Source organism: Streptomyces sp. NPDC107538, from assembly GCF_055657445.1.
This window is the reverse complement of the sequence record NZ_JBVKAY010000001.1, coordinates 738,414-758,084: the sequence shown is the minus strand read 5'-3', so window position 1 is coordinate 758,084 and position 19,671 is coordinate 738,414. Positions and strand designations below refer to the sequence as shown.

Here is a 19,671-nt window from a genome sequence, read left to right as displayed (position 1 = left end):
CCTTGACCGCCATCGACCCCACCGCCCACCTCACCGCGGAGCAGATCGAGGAGCTCGGCCGCGAGCTGGACGCGATCCGCGACGAGGTGCTCGCCGACCGAGGCGAGAAGGACGCCGCCTACATCCGCAAGGTCATCTCGGCGCAGCGCAAGCTCGAACTGGCCAGCCGGGGCGTACTGCTGTTCTCGTTCTTCCCGCCCGCGTGGCTGATCGGCACCGCCGGTCTGTCCGTGGCGAAGATCATGGACAACATGGAGATCGGCCACAACGTCCTGCACGGCCAGTGGGACTGGATGCGGGACCCGAAGATCCACTCCACCACCTGGGAGTGGGACCACGTCTCGCCGGCCGACCAGTGGAAGCACTCGCACAACGAGCTGCACCACACGTACACCAACGTGATCGGCAAGGACAACGACCTCGGCTACGGCATCATGCGCGTCGACGAGGACCAGCGGTGGCACCCGTTCCACCTCGGCCAGCCGCTGTGGAACTTCATCAACGCCTGCTTCTTCGAGTACGGCATCGCGGCGTACGACCTGGAGCTCGGCAAGAACCTGCACAAGCGCCGCCGCAAGAACCCGGAGTTCCGCGCGCGGGCCAAGGCCGTGGGCCGCAAGATCCGCAAGCAGGTGCTCAAGGACTACGTGATCCACCCGCTGCTGTCGGGCCCGTCGTTCCTCACCACGCTCGCCGCCACGTTCACCGCGAACCTGGTCCGCAACCTCTGGACCCACTCGGTGATCATGTGCGGGCACTTCCCCGAGGGCGTGCAGGTCTTCGAGCGCCGGTCGATCAAGGGCGAGACGCGTGGCCAGTGGTACCTGCGCCAGATGATGGGCTCGGCGAACATCAGCGGCAGCAAGGCCCTGCACTTCATGACCGGCAACCTCTCCCACCAGATCGAGCACCACCTCTTCCCCGACCTCCCGAGCAACCGGTACGCCGAGGTCGCCGTGAAGGTGCGCGCGCTGTTCGAGAAGTACGAGCTGGAGTACGTCACCGGCCCCCTGCCCAAGCAGGTGTTCTCCGCATGGCGCAAGGTCATCCGTCTCTCACTGCCGAACAAGAAGCCCAACGTCAAGACCCCGGACCGCGACCAGGAACTCGTCGCGGCCTGAAGGTCGGTGAGTGAGCGTCACAAGTACGCCTGGTGGACAGCCGTCGGCCGAGCCACTGACCCCGGCGGCATGTAGCCGCTCCCTCCCGTCGCAGCGTGGTGTTCAGGCCGATTCGAGGATCGGGCGGATCTCGATGGTCTCCGGCGTGGGGAGGCTCTTGGCCAGTTCGACGGCCTCCTCGCGATCGGCCACCTCGATGATGAACCAGCCGCCGAGGGTCTCCTCGCCGGTCTGCGCGGGCCCGTCGGTCACCGCTGACGTCCCGTCGGCCTTGGTACGCACCGTCGCCGGAGTGATGTGCTCGGTCTCCAGGGCCTCGCCGCCGACCAGTTTCCCGGCGGCGGCGAGGCTGCCGATCCAGCCTTCGTACTCCTTGCGGTATGCGGCCCGGTCGGCCTGGATCCGGCGGCGTGACTCGTCCGTCTCGAAGATCACGAGTGCGTATTTCATGAGGTTCCTCCCCGGCCGCCGTACGGGCGACCGCTGCTGATGGATTGTCGGAATGTAAGGGGGCAGCCTGGTCAGGGGGCGTCGTCCGCGGCGATGCGGGCGAGTGCGCCGGTCTCCAGTGCGGTCCACAGGGCGCCGTCGGGACCGACGGCGATGCCGTGCGGTTCGGAATGGGGAGTGGGCAGGTCGTGGACGGTGATGGAGCCGTCGGGGGTGATCGTGCCGACGCGGTTGCCTCCCCATTCGGTGAACCACGCGGCGCCCTGTTCGTCGACGGTGACGGCGTGCGGTCGGGCGGTGCGGTCGGGCAGCGGGAACTCGGTGATCTGCCCGTCGGGAGTGATCCGTCCGATCTGCCCGGCGGCGATCTCGACGAACCACAGGGTCCCGTCGCTGCCTGCGGCGATCCCCACCGGTGCCGCCGCCTCCGTCGGCAGGGGATGGATGGTGACCGCACCGGTCATGTCGATCCGGCCGATGGCACCGGCCTGGTTGAGGGTGAACCACATCCCGTCGTCACCGGCGGTGATCGCGGAGGGGAAGGCGCCTGTGACCGGGAGCGGGAACTCAGTGATGTGGCCGTCGGTGGTGATGCGGCCGATGCGGTCGGCGGCTGTCTCGGTGAACCACAGCGCGCCGTCGGGTCCCGTCGCGATGCCGAAGGGTCCGCAGCCGGGTGTGGGCAGGTCGAATTCGCCGATGACGCCGTCGGTGGTGATCCGCCCGATCCGGTCGGCCCGGTACTCGGTGAACCACAGCGCGCCGTCGGGTCCGGGTGTGATGAGGGTCGGCCCGCAGGTGGGGTCGAGCCGGTGGCTCGTCGGTTCCTCACCGGGGACGAGGCGGCCGATCTGTCCGCTGTGGACGAGGGTGAACCACAGCGCGCCGTCCGCTCCCGTGGTGAGGGCGTAGGGTCCGGCCTCGCTGTCGGCCACCGCGTGCTCTTCGATGGATATACGGGTCAAAGGGGCTCCCCAAACCGTGCTCGGTGGCGATACGTTCGATGTCGGCCGGGGCTCCGGCCATGATGGTGCGGGCGTGTTCGGTGACCAGGTCGGCTGCCGGATCGGTCTGACCGGGAGCCGTCGCCGATCCGCGCGCCGGGCATTGCGGGATGTCACTCACGGTTCGAGCCGGGCGGGGTGACCCATTCGACGAACTGGACGATCACCCCGTTGGGGTCGGTGACCTGGAAGAGGCGTTCGCCCCAGGGCTCCTCGCGCAGCGGCATGGTGATCTCGACGCCCTCGGCACGCAGCCGCTTCTCCTCCTGTGCGATGTCGGTGGTGGTGAAGGCGAGGATCAGCCCGGAGGCGTGCTGGTCGCGCTGGTCGGCCGGCAGCACCTCGGTGCCGCGGGCGAGCAGGACGATGTCCATCGCGGCGTCGTCGCGCGCCAGGGAGGCGAACCCGTCGGCGGCGGCCTGCTCGACGTAGCCGAGGCGGGTGGTGAAGAACCGCTGGGACGCGGCGACGTCGTCGACGGTGAGCGAGACGGTGGACGCGGTGATCTGCAAGGTGCTTCTCCTCAGTGGTTTCCGGGAGGTGGAGCGGGACGCACAGAAAACTTACGACGGACGTAAACTTAGACCGATCACCTTCAGGTTGTCAACATAAAATTACTCCGAGGGTAAGATTGCCCCATGACTACCGACGCCACCTCGTCCGCGCCCCCGGCCGGCCTGCGGGAATCCAAGAAGCAGGAGACCCGTCAGCTCATCTCCGACGTCGCCACCGGCTTGTTCCTCGCCCAGGGTTTCGAGCGGACCACCATCGCCGAGATCGCCGCCGCCGCGCGGGTGGCGAAGAAGACGGTCACCAACTACTTCCCGCGCAAGGAGGACCTGGCCCTGGACCACCAGGACGCCTTCATCGCCACCCTGGCCGGTACGGTGACCAGCCGTCGGACCGGCGAGTCGGCCCTGTCGGCCTTGCGGCACGCCTTCACCGCAGCGGCGGCGAACGCCGACCCGGTCGCCGGGTTCTCCGGCCCCGACTTCGCCCGCATGATCGCCGACAGTCCCACCCTCTCCGCCCGACTGCGCGACCTGCACGACCTGCGGGAGGCCGCCTTGGCGGACGCCTTGGCCGATGCCACCGGCGCACTCCGCGGCGACATCACCCCGCGCACCGCCGCCGCCCTGCTCGGCGCCGTACACCGCACCCTGTTCCAGCGCATCCAGGAACTCACCCTCGCCGGACAGGACAACACCCGGATCTCCGCCACCGTCACCGCGGAGGCGGACAGCGCCTTCGGCCTGTTGGCGCCGTCGCTCGCCGACTACGCCACAGCGTGAGCCAGGCGGCACTCGTCGGCGTGTTCCCTGGTTGCGGAAGACCGCTGAAGTGCCGGTGACCGTGCTGGAGGGTGCACGGCGCGGGCCAGGACCGCGACACCCGGTGTGGCGCTCCTGGCCCGCGACGGGACCTTCATGGCTCACGCCACAGGCGTCCTCCCAGCTCTCGGCTCCCGGTCACGAGGTCACAGGTCCCGGGTGGTGAACGTGTGCTGCCCGGAACCGACGACCTGGGTGGGGTGGTCCGGGGCGGGCAGCCGGATCTCCGCCGTGGTGTTCGGCGGGAGCTCCACGTCGAGGCGGAACCGGCCGTTCTTGCGGGTCCAGCGTGCGGAGACCACGCCGTACGGGGTGCGGTAGCTGCCCTCGGCATGGGTGAGGTCGCCGACCGGGCGGGGGTCGATGACCAACTCGCGGTAGCCGGCCTTGCCCCGCGCCTGGCGGATGCCGACCACACCGCTGTGGAACCACTCCTCGATCTGCAGGAGGATCATGTGGTTCTTGGAGTTGCCCAGGCCCCACTCCTCGGGAATCGTCGTCAGACCCTGGGGGTTGGCGGTGGTGGGCGCCATGAAGTGGCCGTAGCTCGGGCGGGTGTCCTCCTGGAGGACGTCCCACAGGAGCTCGTCGTGACCGCCCTCGTGCAGGGCCCGCACGATCGGGGCGAGGCCGATGGTGCCGCCGCTGAAGTGCGGTCCGCCACCGAACGGGTGGTGGGCGTGGACCAGTTCGACCAGCGCCTCCAACACCCTGGCGCCCTCACCTTCGGGTACGAGGCCTTCGTCGAGCGCGAGCGCCTGCGCGGCCTGCGTGGCACCGGCGGCACCCCGATCGCCCTCGGCGGTGTACCGGCCGAGGGAGGCGTTGTAGAAGGCGTCGTTGAACGCGGCCTTGATGTTGTCGGCGAGGTTGCGGTACTCGGCCGCGTCGGCGTCGCGCCCGATCAGGGCCGCCATCCGGGCCATGCGGTCGGCGACCTGGTGGTAGCCCCAGGTTCCGGTGATACGGCCCGAGGTGTTCTCACTGGCGATCCAGTCGGCCAGGGCCGCGTCCACGAGGTGGGCGTCGGCGCCGGTGCCCGCCTTCCTGGTCCGGATGTAGTTCAGGAACTCCTGCATCCGGGGGTAGTGGTCGCGCATCGTCTGGGTGTCGCCGTACGTCTCGTACGCCAGCCAGGGCACCAGGACGATGCCGTTGCCCCAGTTGATCTCGTCGCCGAAGCGGCCGGTGTACCCCCAGTCGTACACGGGGGCCTTCAGCGCCACGTTGCCGATGTTGTCGCCGGTCCGCGACTGGCCCTCGACCAGGTGGCGTTGCATGGTGCGCAGGTAGGCCGCGTATCCGAAGGTGCGGTGCAGGGCTCCGAAGGGCTGGACGTAGTCGGCGGGATAGGCGAGTTTCTCCCGGCCGGGGCAGTCGGTGAAGGTGGACATGACGTTGCTCATGATCGAGTAACGGGACATGCGGTGGACGCGGTTGATGCGGTCGTTCGAGGTGCGCAGGGATCCGGCGGCGGGTACGTCCGCGTGGATCTGCAGGCCGGTCACCGTGTCGAGGGTCGGGACGTAGTCCTCCGGCAGTCCGGTCACCTGGAGCCACTGCATGCCGAAGTAGTGGAACCGCGGATGCCAGCGCTCGCCCCGCTCGTCGCCGTGTGTTGTGTAGGCGGCGAACAGGTCGGTGCCACGGGCGGGGCCGCCGCCCATGAGCGACGCCTGGTCGACGGTGCCGTCTGCTTTCAGCGACTCGCCGGGGTACAGCTTGACCGTGGTCCCGGACGGGAGCGGGCCTTCCAGGTCGAGCAGCGGCCAGCCGGCGACGTTCTGTCCGAAGTCGAAGACCCAGACGCCGGAACGCGCTTGGGTGACAGCGACCGGACGGATCCTGTCGACGATTCTGAGCGGTTCGGCCGCCCGCCACACCAGTTCGGTGGTCAGGTTGGGCGGCGGTGCGATACCCGCGTCGGTCCAGCCCATGGCCGTGCCGTCGCGCCGCCGCGCCGACTCGCCGAGGTCGGCACCGGGCTCGGTCCAGCCGGGCTGTTCGCGGCGGGCGTCGTAGTCGGAGCCGGAGTACCAGTTGGCGGTGACGGTGGGGCCGAGGGCCGCCCGCCACGAGCGGTCGCTGACGACGGTCTCGACCGTGCCGTCGGCCCGGGTGACCTCCAGACGGGCGATCAGTCGCGGCGACACGGCGGCGCCCGCGCTCGGGTCGGTGCCCGCCAGGGAGTTGCCGGAGCCCACGACGGTGGCGCCGGTCTCGTGACCGGCGGAGAGACCGGGCTCGAAGGAGATGCCCGTGCCGTCGGCGCCCGCCGTGCCGATGGCGGTGACGGTCCGGGACTCCAGACGCTCGCCGCCGTCACCGGTGTCGACGCTGATGGTCCCGCCGATGTGGAAGTTGGCGACACTGCTCACCTTGACCGTGGTGGCGCCCCGCGCGGCGGGCGCGACGAGGGCGCCGGCACCCTTGGGCTGACTCTGCCACCAGCTGTACGGGGCGCTGCGGCCGGTGGTGGGGTTGGTGACGGACCGGGTCACCAGCGCGGTGCCGTGTCCCAGTTCGACACCGAGAGTGTTGTCCCCGGAGCGGACGAGCCGGGTGACGTCGTACGCCCGGTACTCGGTGGAGAGCTGGTAGTTGGAGTTGCCCGGGGCGAGGACCTCGTCGGTGACGGGTTCGCCGTTGAGTCGGGCCACGTGCAGTCCGATGCCGGACAGGTACAGCCTGGCCCGGACGATCTTGCCTCCTCGCGGGTGCACCCGGAAGGCGCGCGCGAAGACGGGCAGGGGCTGGTCGAGGGTGCGGCCCGGGTACTCGATCCACCGGGCCTCGCCCCAGTCGGAGCGCTTCAGGAGGCCCGTCTCCCAGCTGCCGGGCCTGCTCCACGGTGTCGCGTGGCCGCCGGTGCTCCACACCCGCACCTGCCACACCACCCGGTCGCGCGAGGCGGGCGCGGGTCCGTGCCAGGCGATGTCGGTCTGGGCGGAGGAGCGGACCTTGCCGCTGTCCCACAGCAGGCGCCCGCGGTCCAGATCCTTCTCCGAACGCGCCGCCCGTACCCGGTAGGCGGCCTGGGTCCAGCCGGCGTCGGCTCCGGTCACCCGCCAGCTCAGCCGGGGGGCGGGATCGTCGACGCCGAGCGGGCTGTCCTCACGGCCGTCGACCGCGAGGCCGGTGACTCTCGCTCCACGGCGGCCGTCGTCCTCGTCGGCGTGAGCCGCCGCCGCGGGCAGCCCGGGGACGAGGGGCGAGGCCAGCCCCGCCGCGGATACGGCCATGGTGCCGACCACCTGTCTACGGCTCAACGCCTCACTCGGGACGTCGGGCATGCCGATCCTCCGATCCATTGGGTCACTGTCGGTTTGAACGTTTCATTCAGCAGCCGGAGAGAGCCGTCGGCCGCGAACGGCGGCCGACGGCCCGTCGGTCAGCTACCGGCCTTGTAGTCGGCGTCCATCTCGTCGAGGAGCTTCTCGGGCGTGGACTGCCCGCTGAAGATCTCCTGGAGCCCGCTGAGCATGGTCTGCTGGACCTTGGGGTTGGGCCAGAGCTGGTCCATGAAGGGGACCGTGCGGTCGGACTTGATGAACTCGGAGAGTTCGGCGAGCGAGGGGTCCGCGGCGAAGCCGGTGTCGGGCAGAGAAGGCAGACCGCCCTGCTTCCCGACGAAGGTGTTCATGCCCTTGGCCGACATCACGAAGTCCACGAACTTCAGGGCCAGTTTCACGTTCTTCGCCTTCGCGTTGACGCCGTACCCGGCGCCCGCGGCGGCGGGTATCAGGGTCTGGGACGGGTCGTCGGTGGCGGGGAGCGCCTTGAGGGTGAACGTGCCCTTCGGGTTCTTCTGCTTGAGGAGCGCGATCACCCAGTTGCCCTGCACGATGCCGAGGGTCCTGCCGGTGGCGGCGAGCTGCTGGCTGGCTTCGTAGTTGGTGCCCAGCGGGTTCTTCTGGAAGCAGCCGGTCTTCTCCATCGTCATGTACTTGTCCAGGGCGGTGGTCCACGGCGACTTCGCGAAGGTGGCCTCGCCGGCCTGCATCTTCTGGTCGAAGTCCCGGTCCTCGCCGTAGACGGTGGTGGCGACCAGGGAGTACAGGATGAGCTGGGTCACCCAGTTGTCCTGGTTGCCGAGGGCGAAGCCCGGGGTGCCCTTGGCCTTCGCCGCCTTGCAGAAGGCCAGCAGGTCCGTCCAGGTGTCGGGCGCGGTGAGCCCGGCCTTCTTCAGCGCCTGCTCGTTGTAGACGGCTCCGATGCCGTTCTGTCCGAAGACCGCGGTGTACGTCTTGCCCTCGTACTGGGCGACGGACTTCATCGCGTCCGGCAGCTTCGCGGCCCACGGCCGGTCCGACAGGTCGCGCAGGTAGCCGGGCTTGGCGAGCGTGTAGGTGGCGCCCGGGTTGCCGTTGCCGGGCCAGACCGACATCACGTCGGGCGCGGTGCCCGAGGACAGCTGGGTGCGGATCTGCTGCTGGTACTGGTCGGCTCCGCTGGTGGTGTAGCGGACCTTGACGCCCGGGTTGGCCTTCTCGAACGCCTTGACGACGTCCTCGACCGAGCCCTGGTCGATCGAGGCGAGGGTCAGCGTCTTCGAGCCGCCGGAGCCGCCCGAGTCGCCGTCGGAGCCCGCCTTGGTGCCGCCGCCGCATGCGGCCAGCACCGCCATGGACGTGACCGCGGCGAGCATGACGGGGAGTGTGCGTGTCTTCATGAGGTCCCCCTCGGGGAGAGTGCCACCGGACTTGAGGGACGGTCGGGCGTCGGGGTCATCCCTTCAGCCCTCCCGCGAAGCCGTTGATGATGCTGCGCTGCAGCAGGAAGTAGACGAGCAGGACGGGAAGGATGCTGATCACCAGCGCGGCGAAGATGAGGTTCCAGTCGGTGACGTACTGGCCGACGAAGCCCGCGATCGCGACCGGCAGGGTCTGCCGGTCGCTGCCGCTGAGGTACAGCAACGGGGTGAAGAAGTCGTTCCACACGGCGACCGTGTTGAGCACGAGGGCCGTGACGGTGATGGGTTTGAGCATCGGCAGGATCACGTACCGGAAGCCCTGCAGGGGTGTGCAGCCGTCGATCAGGGCCGCGTCCTCGAAGTCGCGGGGCAGGGCGCGCAGGAAGCCGACGTAGAGGAAGACGGTGAACGGCACCTGGAGGCCGGAGTAGAAGAGGACCAGGGCCCAGGGGGTGCCGAGCAGGCCCAGGTCACGCATGGTCTGGTACAGCGGCAGGGACGCGAGTTGGAAGGGCAGGGCGAGGCCGAGGAGGATCGTCAGGTACGTCCCCCGGGACCAGCGGGCGGTGATCCGGGCCAGCGGGTACGCGGCGAGCGACGACACGGCCAGTACGACGACGACGCTGCACCCCGTCACCAGCAGGCTGTTGGCCAACGCCCCGCCCAGCGCGCCCTGTTGCCAGGCCTGGGTGAAGTTGTCGAGGGTGGGTGAGGTGGTGGGACTGATCGGCGAGGAGGTGTCGGACGTGGGGCGCACGGCCAGGTTGACCAGGACGTACACCGGGAAGCCGACGAACAGGGCGGTGGCGATCATCGCCAGTTCCAGGGCCAGGGTGCGGCGGCCGTAGCGCTTCATGACGCGGCCCTCTCGTTGCGGGACAGACCGGCGTACTGACCGGCCGAGACGACCGCCACGATGATCGTGAGGACGACGGCGAGCGCGATGCTGTAGCCGAACTCGCCGAGGGTGAAGGCGTCCTTGTAGATGAGGGTCGAGATGGTGTCGGTGGCGTGTCCCGGGCCACCGCCGGTCAACGCGTAGACCTGGTCGAAGAGTTTGATCCCGCCGATGATCGACAGCATCAGGTTGATGGTGAGGGCCGGCGCCAGCAGGGGCCTGGTCACCGACCAGAAGCGGCGTACGGGACCGGCGCCGTCGATGGACGCGGCCTCGTGGACCTCCTTGGGCACCGACTGGAGGCCGGCCAGGAAGATGACCATGGAGTAGCCCGCGTACTGCCACACGGTCACCCCGACCACCGACCACAGGGCCAGCTCCGGGTCGCCGAGCCAGTCCTGCCGCTGTCCGCCCAGCCCCACCGCGCCGAGCAGACTGTTCACTGCGCCGTCCGGGCCGAGCAGGTTCCGCCAGAGGTAGGCGGTGACGATCGGGGTGATCACGGCCGGGGCGAACAGGAAGACCCGCAGGATGTTGCGGGACCTGATGGCGGAGTTGACGCCCAGGGCAAGCAGCAGCCCCAGCCCGTTCTGGATGACCGTGATCGCCACCGCGATCAGCAGCGTGTGCCAGACGGCCTGCTTCGCGTCCGGGTCGTCGAGCATGGCGGTGAAGTTGCCCAGGCCGACGAAGGAGAAGTCGGGGTCGAGTCCGTCCCAGTCGGTGAAGGCGTAGTACACGCCGCGGACGCTCGGCACCAGGACGACGAAAGCGAACAGCAGCATCGCCGGCAGGGCGAACCACCACGGTGGGGTCGTGCGCGCGGGCCGGGGCCGCGGATCCGGTGGTGCGACCGGAGGCCGGTCATCGTCGACGAGCCGCTTGTGCGGGGCCAGAGCCACCGACGAACCCCCTCTCTTGAAACGATTCACATCACGTACTGGGTAGATCCGCCGAGCCGCGCGATGTGCGGACACGCTCGGCTCTCCTGATCGGTGTTCGTGCTGGATGAAGGAGCGGCCCACTGGCGGGCCACGAGAAACGCCACGGCTTTGGGTAACGTTTCCCAAAGGGTGTGGCCAGACCTTAAGGAGCCTCCCGCGTGACGTCAAGATGTCGCGCGCATCGCGGCGGCGTGACCCGGCCCGCGCGACCCGCACCTCCCGGCACTCTCGGCCCACGGGATCCGGACCCTCGTTCGACCTGCGCGTTCCGGCCTACACTGCGGCCGGACGATCTCCCGAGAGGCAAGGACCGGATGGAGCCGACAGCACCGCAGCGCAGGGTCACCATCGTCGACGTCGCGCGGCACGCCCGGGTGTCCGTCACCTCCGTGTCCAAGGTGCTGCGCAACGCCTACGGAGCCAGCCCCGACATGCAGGCCAAAGTGCGCCGCGCGATCGAGGAGTTGGGCTACCGGCCGCACGCCGGCGCCCGGGCCCTGCGGGGCCAGACGTACACGATCGGCGTGATGCTGCCCGACATCCGCAACCCGTTCTTCCCCGAGATCCTCGACGGCGTCACCGACTCGCTGGAGGAGACCGACTACCAGGTGTTCCTGGGCCCCGGCTGCAACGGGGAGAAGGCTGAGGCCCGGGTCACCGAGGCGATGATCGACCGAGGCATGGACGGACTCGTCCTGGTCGCCCCGGTCTCCTCCCGCGCCCATCTGGAACATGTCGCCGGCGCGGTCCCCACCGTCGTCGTCGGCCGCCACGGCTCCTCCCCCGCCTACGACACCGTGACCGACGACGACACCGAGGGCGCGGCCCTGGTCGTCCGGCACCTCGTCGGTCTCGGGCATCGCCGGATCGCGCACATCGAGCACCACGAGACCGACCCCACACGCCTCGCGGAGATGCCCAACGCCCGGCGCGCGGACGGATACCGGCAGGCCATGCGGGCCCACGGACTGGAGGAGATGATCGACGTCATCTCCACCAGCTACAGCCAGGAAGGCGGCCACCTGGCCATGCGGGAACTACTCGCCCGCCCCGCCCCGGCCAGGCCCACAGCCGTCTTCGCCGGAGCCGACATCGCCGCGATGGGCGCACTCGAAGCGCTCGCCGAGGCCGGCCTGTCCGCCCCCGGAGACCTCTCGGTCGCCGGATACGACAACACCACGTTCGCCGCCTACGGCCCGATCTCGCTCACCAGCGTCGACCAGGCCGGTCAGGAGATGGGCCGCAACGCCGTACGCCTGCTGCTGGAACGGATCGCCGACCGCGGCCGCCCGTCGTCCCGGGTCACCCTCACTCCCTCGCTCGTGCCGCGGCGGTCGACGGCGCGACCGCCGGAGTGAGCGGAAGGCGTCGGCGGATCCAACCTATTTTTGGGAAACGTTGCTCACCCCTCCCAGGGGCGCAGGATGGGTGGCGTCCGACGGCCACGGCCGAGCCGAATACGGTGGCCGTCGGGACCGGGAGGAGGACCCTCGACGGGGACCGGGAATCGTCACTCTCCCAGGAGCCGCCGAAGCCAGCGCAGTCGGGCCTCGCGGGCGTCGACCGAGAGCGCGGCCTGCGGCACGAGGCCGTCGAAGCCGTGGAAACCGCCCGGCCACACATGTAGCTCGGCGCGGCCCCCGGCCTGCCAGATCCTGGAGGCGTAGGTGACGTCCTCGTCCCGGAAGGTCTCGGCGGATCCGACGTCGATGAACGCGGGAGGAAGATCCGAGAGGTCGGCCGCGCGGGCGGGAGCGGCGTACGGCGGGACGCCGTCGGTGCCGCGCGCCTCGCCCAACAGGGCGTTCCAGCCGGTCTCGTTGGCGGTGCGGTCCCATACGCCGAGCCCGGCCATCTGGTGGGCGGACAACGTGTCGTTGCGGTCGTCGAGCATCGGGCACATCAGCAACTGGCCGAGGGCGCGCGGACCACCGCGGTCCCGGGCGAGAAGGGCCAGGGCCGCCGCGAGTCCGCCGCCCGCGCTGCCTCCTGCCAGCACGATGCGGTCCGGATCGCCGCCGATCTCCTCGGCGTGGGCCGCCGTCCACAGCAGGCCCGCGTAGCAGTCCTCGATCGGTGCCGGGTGCGGATGTTCGGGGGCGAGCCGGTACTCCACCGACACCACGACCAGGCTCAGTTCCTCGGCCCAGTCCAGCGGCAGGCCCAGCCGGTTGGTGCCCACGATCATGCCCCCGGGGTGGGTGAAGTAGACGATCGGACGAGGGCCGGGCTCGGAGGTGGGCCGGCAGATGAGCAACGAGACGTCCGGCGCGTCGGGCGGGCCGGGTACGGACCGCTCGTGGACCTCGAAGAGTCCGCCACAGCTCAGTTCGTCGTTGGTCAGGAGGGGGACGTCGCCGTTGAGCCGCTCCCTGGCCGCGGGGATGTCGTCCGGGGTCGCGCTGGTCGGCGCCTGGTCGCCGAGCTCGGCGAGAACGGCGGCCAGCTCCGGGTCGAAGGGCGGAGGGGGCGTGGTCATCTGGACCTCCTGGGAGTCGATCGTCGACGTGACCGCGACCCGTCGGGAAGGGCGGCGGCATGTGGCTCCACGACGGAACGGTTCGGTCGGGGTGAGGGTCGGTGCCGAGTGCTCGTGGCGACGGCGTCAGGCGGCGAGGCCTGGGAAGGGCAGGTCTCACCGCCAGGGCCCCGGAGTGGCAGCCTCTTCCGCTGCCGGGGCCGGAGAGGTGGGTCCGCGCGCCGAGAGACCCCGGGCGGTGGGTGACACGGTCCGAGCTCGTGCGCCCGTTCGCATCAGCGCCGTACAGACCCGTGCCCTCGGTCGAACAACGACGGGCGCGCCCGGGCCGTTCGGCCGGACAGCCGAGGGCAGCCGGACCGTGCCGTCCCGGCCCCGAGTGCCTGGCGCCGAAGCAGGACGGGCGGAACCGTAACCGCCCGCCCCGTCCGTCGTCCAGCCCTCTCACGGAGCGCGGCGGATCCCTGACCTCGCGGGCCGGCCGCTTCGGCATCGCGCGGCCTCCGTCTTCGCATCCGGCCCGCACCGGCACCGACGTGGGCCCGGGGCCCCGCGAGCCCCGACCCGCTGACTGAGCACCGCGTCAGCCGCCGCGGGCGTCCTCAGGCCGAGTCCCGCCGCTCGATGCCGAGCGGGTCCTCGATCGGTGCGACGGGCGTCTCCACCCCGTCGAGTGCGTCGACGACACGGCGGGCCAGGCCCCGCGCGAGGGTGTCGGTGTCGCGGACGACCGTGGTCAGGGACGGTCGCAGGAGGGCGGAGCTGGGGATGTCGTCGACGCCGACCACCGCGAGGTCCCGGGGGAGGTTCAGCCCGAGGGCCTGCGCGCCCAGCAGCACGGCCATGGCGATGTCGTCGTTGAAGGCGCAGATGCCCGTCACCGGCGGGTCGGCGGCCTGCCAGGCCTTGACCGCTTCCGTGGCACCGTCGAGTTCCAGCGGGACGGTGCGGACGACGGGTTCGGGAAGGCCGCGCTCCTCGCAGACCTGTCGGACGCCGTCCAGCCGGGGCTGGGCGAGGACGTCGAGGCGTGGCAGGTCCGGGTAGGCGTAGCCGAGGCGGCGGTGCGAGACGGCGAGATGGCGGGCCTGGAGCGCGCCGATCGGTTCCTCGGCCACCAGCGGGGCCGCCCGGGCGGCTGTCAGAGGGGGGCCGGGGTCTTCCGAAAGCGCGCCGTGCATCGCCATGACCACCTCGATACCGACCGCGCGCATGGCCTCGGCCTCGCTCTCGGGGAACTGGTTCAGGGCGAGGACCGCGGCGGGGGTCAGCGCCTTCCAGACCTCCCGCAGTGGCCGGGCGGGCTGCGCCGAGGAGTGCACGAGGAAGGTGAGTTCGTGTTCGGCGAAGGCGTGGGTCAGCTGCTGGATGAGCCGTCCGAGCACATGCTGGATCGGCCAGTCCGGCAGCACCCCGAGCACGATGTCGGAGCGTCCGGTACGCAGTGTGCGGGCCGCCGCCGAGGGCGCGTAGCCGAGCCGGGCCGCGGCCTCCCACACCCGCTTGCGGGTCGCCTCGGCGATCTTCTGGTGCGGGGTGTCGTTGAGGACGTAGCTGACCGTCGCCCGTGAGACTCCGGCCTCCTTCGCGACGTCCCCACTGGTCACCCGTCTGCCTCTGGACGTCCCGGCCATGCATCCCACCCTCTGACAGACCTCTTGCCAAACCCCGCGAGCGCGGGCTAGCTTACCCGCTCAGTCAACCTACACGTTTAAGTGGCGCGTTTAAGTAACGCTTGGTAGCCACTTCCGTAGCCGCTCCGGCTCTCCCCACCCGCACCCCAGAGCACACAGTCCCCGGTGCTCAGCGAAGAGGACCCATGTCCGGCCAGACAAGCACCACGAGCCATCCCTGGAAGACCGCGACGCTCGCCGGCATGGCCTCCTACTTGGACTCCGCCGCTCTGGTGACCTCGGGCATCGCCATCGGCGGCTACTACGCCGCACCGCTGCAACTCACCCCCGGCGCCATCGGACACCTGTTGGGACTGCAGACCCTCGCGTTCGCCGCCGGTGCGCTCTTCGGCGGCCGGCTCGGCGACCGGTTGGGCCGTCGTACGGTCTTCACCTGCTCGCTGGTCCTGTACGCGGCCGGTGTCCTGCTGCTGTTGGTGGCGGCGAGCCCCGCGCTGCTGTTCGCGGGGGTGATCGCCACCGGTCTCGCGATCGGCGCGGACCTCCCCGTGTCGCTCGCGCTGGTCAACGAGGAGGCGCCGCCGGGCAGGAAGGGCACCATGGTGGTGTTCTCCGGCATGCTCTGGCTCGCCGGCATCGTGGCCGTCCTGCTGCTCAGCTCCTTCATGGGGGCGCAGGGCATGCTCGGCGGCCGTATCCTCTTCGCCCATCTGCTGGTCGTGGCCGTCGTCGTCCTGCTCCTGCGGCTCACCCTCAGCGAGTCGGCCGAGTGGACCGCCGCGCGCCGGGCAGCCGACAGGCACCCCGGCTCCCCGTCGCAGAACGTCGAGTTCGGCCGCGTCCGGGATCTCTTCCGGGCTCCGACCGGGTACGCCCTGCTCGCGACGGGCCTCTACTACGCCACCTGGAACCTCGGCGCGAACACCCTCGGCCAGTTCGGCACCTTCCTGTGGACCGCCCTGGCGAACGGGGAGGTCGCGCAGTACTCGCGGCTCACGCTCCTCGGTCTCCCGACGGGCTTCCTCGCGGGCCTGGTGTTCATGCGCGTGGTCGACCGGCCCGCCCGGCACGCCTGGTTCGCCGTGGGCACCGCCCTGATCGTCATCGCCTGGGCTCTGCCCGCGCTGTTCGGGCCCGGCACCTTCACCCTGGTCGCCGTCATGCTCGTCTCCGGGCTCGGCAACGCCTTCGCCGGCGAGTCCATCTACAAGATCTGGTCCCAGGAACTCTTCCCCACCCTGCTGCGGGCCACCGCGACCGGCGTGACCATGGCCTTCACCCGCGCTCTCGCCGGGCTGGCCGCCCTGGGCACACCCGCCTTCGCGCTGGGCCACACCCGGCTCTTCTTCGGCCTGCTCCTCGGCGTCACGCTGGTCTCCGCGGTCATCGGCCTCACCTGGGTGCCACGCCTGCCCAAAGCCTCCCAGCCCGCCGACCTCGGCGGCACTCCCACCCCCGCCACGACCGAAAAGGCTGTGCCTTGATCCGCCACCACGATTTCCAGCACGACGGCCTCACCCTGCGCTCCACACTGCACATCCCCGAAGGGCCACCGGACACCCGCCACCCCACCGTGGTGTTCGTCCACGGCTTCACCTCCAACCGGATCGAACTGCCCAACTTCGTCGCCATGTCACGGCTGTTGGCGGCCGAGGGCATCGCCTCGGTGCGGTTCGACCTCTCGGGACACGGCGAGAGCGACGGCGACTTCTTCGACGTGACCATCACCGGTGAGATCGCCGAGACCCGCGCGGTCCTGAGCACGGTCCGCACCCTCGACTTCGTCGACCCGGGCCGTATCGGCCTGGTCGGCATGAGCATGGGCGGCGTGGTCGCCGGGATCACGGCCGCCGAGGAGGGGGCGGGGATCGCCGCCCTGTGCCTGTGGTCCCCGGCCGCGGTCGCCCCGTTCGAGATCGGCAGCGGATACCTCAAGGGCCGCGAACTCGCCCCCGAGATCGCGGAGAAGGGCTACGTCGACGCCGACGGCCACCGGATGAGCGCCGCGCTCGTCGAGGACATCGCCGGCCTCGACGTCTACGGACGGTCGGGCGCGTACACCGGGCCGGTCCACATCCTGCACGGCGACAAGGACGTCATCGCGCCCATGGAATACGTACGCCGCTACCTGGACCACTACGACGGCAACGCCGAGCTGCAGATCGTCGAAGGCGCGGACCACGGCTGGGGCAGCGTCCCCCACCGCACCGCGCTGCACGGGTCCACCCTGCGCTTCTTCCGGAGGCACCTCCAGCGATGAACACGTCCAGCCCCACGGCACCCGAAACCACTGACACCACGACCTCGGTGAGCGGCCTGCGCACGGCGGACGACTCCGGTCTCGTCGCCACCGCGTACGCCATGCCGGGCCTGTCCTGGTCCCTCACCGGCGAACGGCCGGGCATCCTCCAACACGCCTACGAGATCGAGGTGTCGACCGACCCGTCCTTCGACGACGCCACGTCCAGTGGGGCGGTCGAGGCCGGCACGGTGACCGACCACCCCTGGCCGGCCCAGCCGCTGGCCAGCCGCGAGGTCCGGTACTGGCGGGTCCGCGTCCGCACCGACCTCGGGTGGACGCGGTGGAGCGACCCCGCCCGGGTGGAGGCCGCACTGCTCGACGACGTGGACTGGGCGGCCCGCCCCGTCCACCTGCCCGATGACCGGGGCCGTACCTCCCCCGGCCCGGTGCCGCTGCTCCGCCGGGAGTTCCACCTCCCGGCGGAGCCGGTGTCCGCGCGGCTGTACGTCACCTCCCTCGGGGTGCACCGCACCACCGTCAACGGCCGTACCGTCTCCGACGACCTGCTGGAACCGGGCTGGACCAGCTACCCCAACCGGCTGCTCTACGCCACCTACGACGTCACCGGCCTGCTCCGCCCCGGCACGAACGCGCTGTCGGCCGCGATCGGCGACGGCTGGGTCCGCGGCCATCTCACCTGGCACAAGAACCGCGACGTCTACGGCGACACGACGGCACTGCTCGCCCAGCTCGAAGTGGACATGGCCGACGGGACCAGGGTCACGGTCACCACCGACCGCCACTGGAAGGGCGGTTACGGCGACCTGCTGGCGGCGGACCTCTACGACGGCTGCGAACGCGACCTGCGCCACGAACCCGACGGCTGGCGGCTCCCGGACTTCATCGACACCGGCTGGGAACCGGTCGCCGTCCTGCCCCTGCCGAAGGGGCTGGCCCAGCGGGCCCATCCGCCGGTGCGCGTCGTCCAGGTCGTGCGACCCGAGCAGCACACCCTGCCCGACGGCACGATCGCCGTCGACGCGGGCGAGAACCTGACCGGCTGGCTGCGGCTGCGCGTCGACGGCCCTCGGGGCGGCACCGTCACCGTCCGGCACGCCGAAGTCCTCGACGCCGAGGGCCGCCTGCTGACGAGCATCCTGCGCGGGGCCCGCGCCACCGACCAGTACACCCTGGCCGGCGGCAGCGCCGAACTGGCACCGGAGTTCACCTTCCACGGCTTCCGGTACGCCGAGATCGCCACCTCCCCCGGCGTGCGCGTCGAGACGGTCGAGGTCGAGGTCGTCGCCAGCGACCTGCGGCGCATCGGCGGGTTCCGGTGCTCCGACGAACGCGTGAACACCCTGTACGCCAACGTCGTACGCTCCCAGCGCGGCAACTTCCTCGCCGTGCCGACGGACTGCCCGCAGCGGGACGAACGGCTCGGCTGGACCGGCGACATCATGGCCTTCGCCCCGACGGCCTGCGCCACCTTCGACAGCGCCTCCTTCCTCGACAGCTGGCTCACCGACCTCCGTATCGAGCAGGGGCCGGACGGCGCGGTCCCGATGGTGATCCCCGACGTTCCGCTCGGTGAACTGCCGCCCGCCGAGCTGCCGTTCGCGGGAGCCGCGGCCGGGTGGGGCGACGCCGCCACGGTCGCACCGACCGCCCTGTTCGAGGCGTACGGCCGACCCGCCATGCTGGAGCGCCACTACCCGGCGATGCGCGCCTGGGTCGAGTTCACCGTCGCCCACCTCGACGACGACGGAACCTGGAGCGGCAACGCGCAGCTCGGTGACTGGCTCGACCCGGCCGCGCCCCCGGAGGACCCGGCGCGTGCCACCACCGACTCCGGGTACGTCGCCACCGCCTTCGTCGCGCACAGCGCCCGGCTGCTCGCCGACGCGGCCCGTGAACTGGGCCGCCCGGACGACGCCGAACGCTACGCGGCCCTGCACCGGCGCACCGCCGAGGCAACCTGGCACAAGTGGGGCGACCATGCCCGCACCACCCAGACGGGCTGCGCGCTCGCCCTCTGCTTCGACATCGCGCCCGCCGGCGAACGCGCCGACGTGGGCAAGGCACTGGCGGGTCTGGTGCGCGCGGCCGGCGGCCGGATCGCCACCGGGTTCCTGGGCACACCGTTCGTCCTGCCCGCCCTCGGCGACACCGGTCATGTGGCCGAGGCGTACGAGCTGCTGCTCAACCCCGAGTGTCCGGGCTGGCTCTACCAGGTCGCCCGGGGCGCCACGACCATGTGGGAGCGGTGGGACGCGATCCGTCCCGACGGCACCATCGACGTCGACAACGCCGGCACGATGCTGTCGTTCAACCACTACGCCTACGGCGCCGTCGCCTCCTGGCTCTACCGGTCCGTGGCGGGGCTGCGACCCCTCTCCCCCGGCTACCGCACGATCGAGTTCGCCCCTCGCCCCGGCGCCACGCTCACCTCCGCCGAGGCCTCGATCGCCACGCCGTACGGCACCGCGTCCGTCGCCTGGTCGATCAGCGACGACACCCTCACCGTCCGGGCCGTGCTGCCGCCCGGCACCACCGGACGGTTCAGCGCCCCCGAGGGCTGGCATCCCGCCGACGCCATCGGCGAACTCGCCTCCGGCACCCATCTGTTGTCCCTGCACCCGGCCCCGGCCCCTCGGACCACGCCCCCCGGGACCCCCTCGGCCTAGGCCCCCCTCCCGCCCGGCCCCACGACCGGGCCCCCACACGAGCGGCCCGCTGCTCCCTGACACGCAGCGGGCCGCTCTCGCACGCCTCAACGCCTCGTACATTTCAGGGAGCGGCGGGCCCGCCCGTGTGGGGGTGCGCTGTCGGGTGCGGGTGCGCTGTCGGGTGCGGGTGCGCTGTCGGGTGCGGG

Annotated in this window: 15 protein-coding genes; 6 read left to right on the top strand and 9 right to left on the bottom strand. The window is 70.9% G+C overall.

The genetic code is table 11. From position 1 onward, the window contains the following. Window positions 1-2 precede the first annotated feature (2 nt). Window positions 3-1,121 (top strand): fatty acid desaturase family protein, encoded by a 1,119-nt coding sequence (locus ACZ7MG_RS03305; RefSeq protein ID WP_471396207.1) that lies wholly within the window; start codon window positions 3-5, stop codon window positions 1,119-1,121. Window positions 1,122-1,223: 102 nt separating this feature from the next. Here ACZ7MG_RS03305 and ACZ7MG_RS03300 read toward each other — a convergent pair whose 3' ends face one another. The 3 genes from ACZ7MG_RS03300 to ACZ7MG_RS03290 form a co-directional block, all read right to left on the bottom strand. Next, a complete protein-coding gene (locus ACZ7MG_RS03300) occupies window positions 1,224-1,571 on the bottom strand; it encodes a YciI family protein (RefSeq protein ID WP_471396209.1) in 348 nt (115 codons plus the stop codon). A gap of 71 nt (window positions 1,572-1,642) precedes the next feature. After that, a complete protein-coding gene (locus tag ACZ7MG_RS03295) occupies window positions 1,643-2,527 on the bottom strand; it encodes a Vgb family protein (RefSeq protein WP_471396240.1) in 885 nt (294 codons plus the stop codon). A gap of 161 nt (window positions 2,528-2,688) precedes the next feature. Then, window positions 2,689-3,087, bottom strand: a complete 399-nt coding sequence (locus ACZ7MG_RS03290; RefSeq protein WP_471396210.1) for a VOC family protein — start codon at window positions 3,085-3,087, stop codon at window positions 2,689-2,691. 126 nt (window positions 3,088-3,213) lie between these two features. Here ACZ7MG_RS03290 and ACZ7MG_RS03285 point away from each other — a divergent pair, with 126 nt between their 5' ends. Beyond that, a complete protein-coding gene (locus ACZ7MG_RS03285) occupies window positions 3,214-3,867 on the top strand; it encodes a TetR/AcrR family transcriptional regulator (RefSeq protein ID WP_471396211.1) in 654 nt (217 codons plus the stop codon). A 185-nt stretch (window positions 3,868-4,052) separates the two neighbouring features. On the opposite strand, the gene ACZ7MG_RS03280 is transcribed toward ACZ7MG_RS03285, so the two are convergent. The 4 genes from ACZ7MG_RS03280 to ACZ7MG_RS03265 all read right to left on the bottom strand — a co-directional run bounded on the left by ACZ7MG_RS03280 (window position 4,053) and on the right by ACZ7MG_RS03265 (window position 10,399). Next, entirely contained in the window at window positions 4,053-7,217 is a 3,165-nt protein-coding gene (locus ACZ7MG_RS03280; protein WP_471396213.1) for a family 78 glycoside hydrolase catalytic domain, read from the bottom strand. An 80-nt stretch (window positions 7,218-7,297) separates the two neighbouring features. After that, window positions 7,298-8,578 carry an ABC transporter substrate-binding protein gene (locus ACZ7MG_RS03275; RefSeq protein WP_471396214.1) on the bottom strand — a complete coding sequence of 427 codons (1,281 nt, stop codon included), beginning with the start codon at window positions 8,576-8,578 and terminating at the stop codon, window positions 7,298-7,300. A 55-nt stretch (window positions 8,579-8,633) separates the two neighbouring features. Beyond that, window positions 8,634-9,455 (bottom strand): carbohydrate ABC transporter permease, encoded by an 822-nt coding sequence (locus ACZ7MG_RS03270; protein ID WP_471396216.1) that lies wholly within the window; start codon window positions 9,453-9,455, stop codon window positions 8,634-8,636. Beyond that, window positions 9,452-10,399, bottom strand: a complete 948-nt coding sequence (locus tag ACZ7MG_RS03265; RefSeq protein ID WP_471396218.1) for a carbohydrate ABC transporter permease — start codon at window positions 10,397-10,399, stop codon at window positions 9,452-9,454. Before ACZ7MG_RS03265 ends, ACZ7MG_RS03270 begins: the two co-directional genes overlap by 4 nt. A gap of 356 nt (window positions 10,400-10,755) precedes the next feature. On the opposite strand from ACZ7MG_RS03265, the gene ACZ7MG_RS03260 reads away from it, so the two are divergent. Continuing rightward, on the top strand, window positions 10,756-11,799 hold the full coding sequence (locus ACZ7MG_RS03260; RefSeq protein ID WP_471396220.1) for a LacI family DNA-binding transcriptional regulator: 1,044 nt from the start codon (window positions 10,756-10,758) through the stop codon (window positions 11,797-11,799). A 152-nt stretch (window positions 11,800-11,951) separates the two neighbouring features. Here ACZ7MG_RS03260 and ACZ7MG_RS03255 read toward each other — a convergent pair whose 3' ends face one another. Further along, on the bottom strand, window positions 11,952-12,920 hold the full coding sequence (locus ACZ7MG_RS03255; RefSeq protein WP_471396221.1) for an alpha/beta hydrolase: 969 nt from the start codon (window positions 12,918-12,920) through the stop codon (window positions 11,952-11,954). Between the two features lie 602 nt (window positions 12,921-13,522). Continuing rightward, on the bottom strand, window positions 13,523-14,554 hold the full coding sequence (locus ACZ7MG_RS03250) for a LacI family DNA-binding transcriptional regulator (protein WP_471396222.1): 1,032 nt from the start codon (window positions 14,552-14,554) through the stop codon (window positions 13,523-13,525). Window positions 14,555-14,739: 185 nt separating this feature from the next. Here ACZ7MG_RS03250 and ACZ7MG_RS03245 point away from each other — a divergent pair, with 185 nt between their 5' ends. From ACZ7MG_RS03245 to ACZ7MG_RS03235, 3 genes are read left to right on the top strand one after another with little or no spacing between them, the layout of a single operon-like run. Then, window positions 14,740-16,038 (top strand): MFS transporter, encoded by a 1,299-nt coding sequence (locus ACZ7MG_RS03245; RefSeq protein WP_471396224.1) that lies wholly within the window; start codon window positions 14,740-14,742, stop codon window positions 16,036-16,038. Further along, window positions 16,035-16,814 (top strand): alpha/beta hydrolase family protein, encoded by a 780-nt coding sequence (locus ACZ7MG_RS03240; protein ID WP_471396227.1) that lies wholly within the window; start codon window positions 16,035-16,037, stop codon window positions 16,812-16,814. Before ACZ7MG_RS03245 ends, ACZ7MG_RS03240 begins: the two co-directional genes overlap by 4 nt. After that, window positions 16,811-19,483: an alpha-L-rhamnosidase gene (locus tag ACZ7MG_RS03235; RefSeq protein ID WP_471946104.1), complete on the top strand. Its 2,673-nt coding sequence runs from the start codon at window positions 16,811-16,813 to the stop codon at window positions 19,481-19,483. The genes ACZ7MG_RS03240 and ACZ7MG_RS03235 overlap by 4 nt, the downstream gene beginning before the upstream one ends. The last annotated feature ends 188 nt before the right edge of the window (window positions 19,484-19,671 follow it).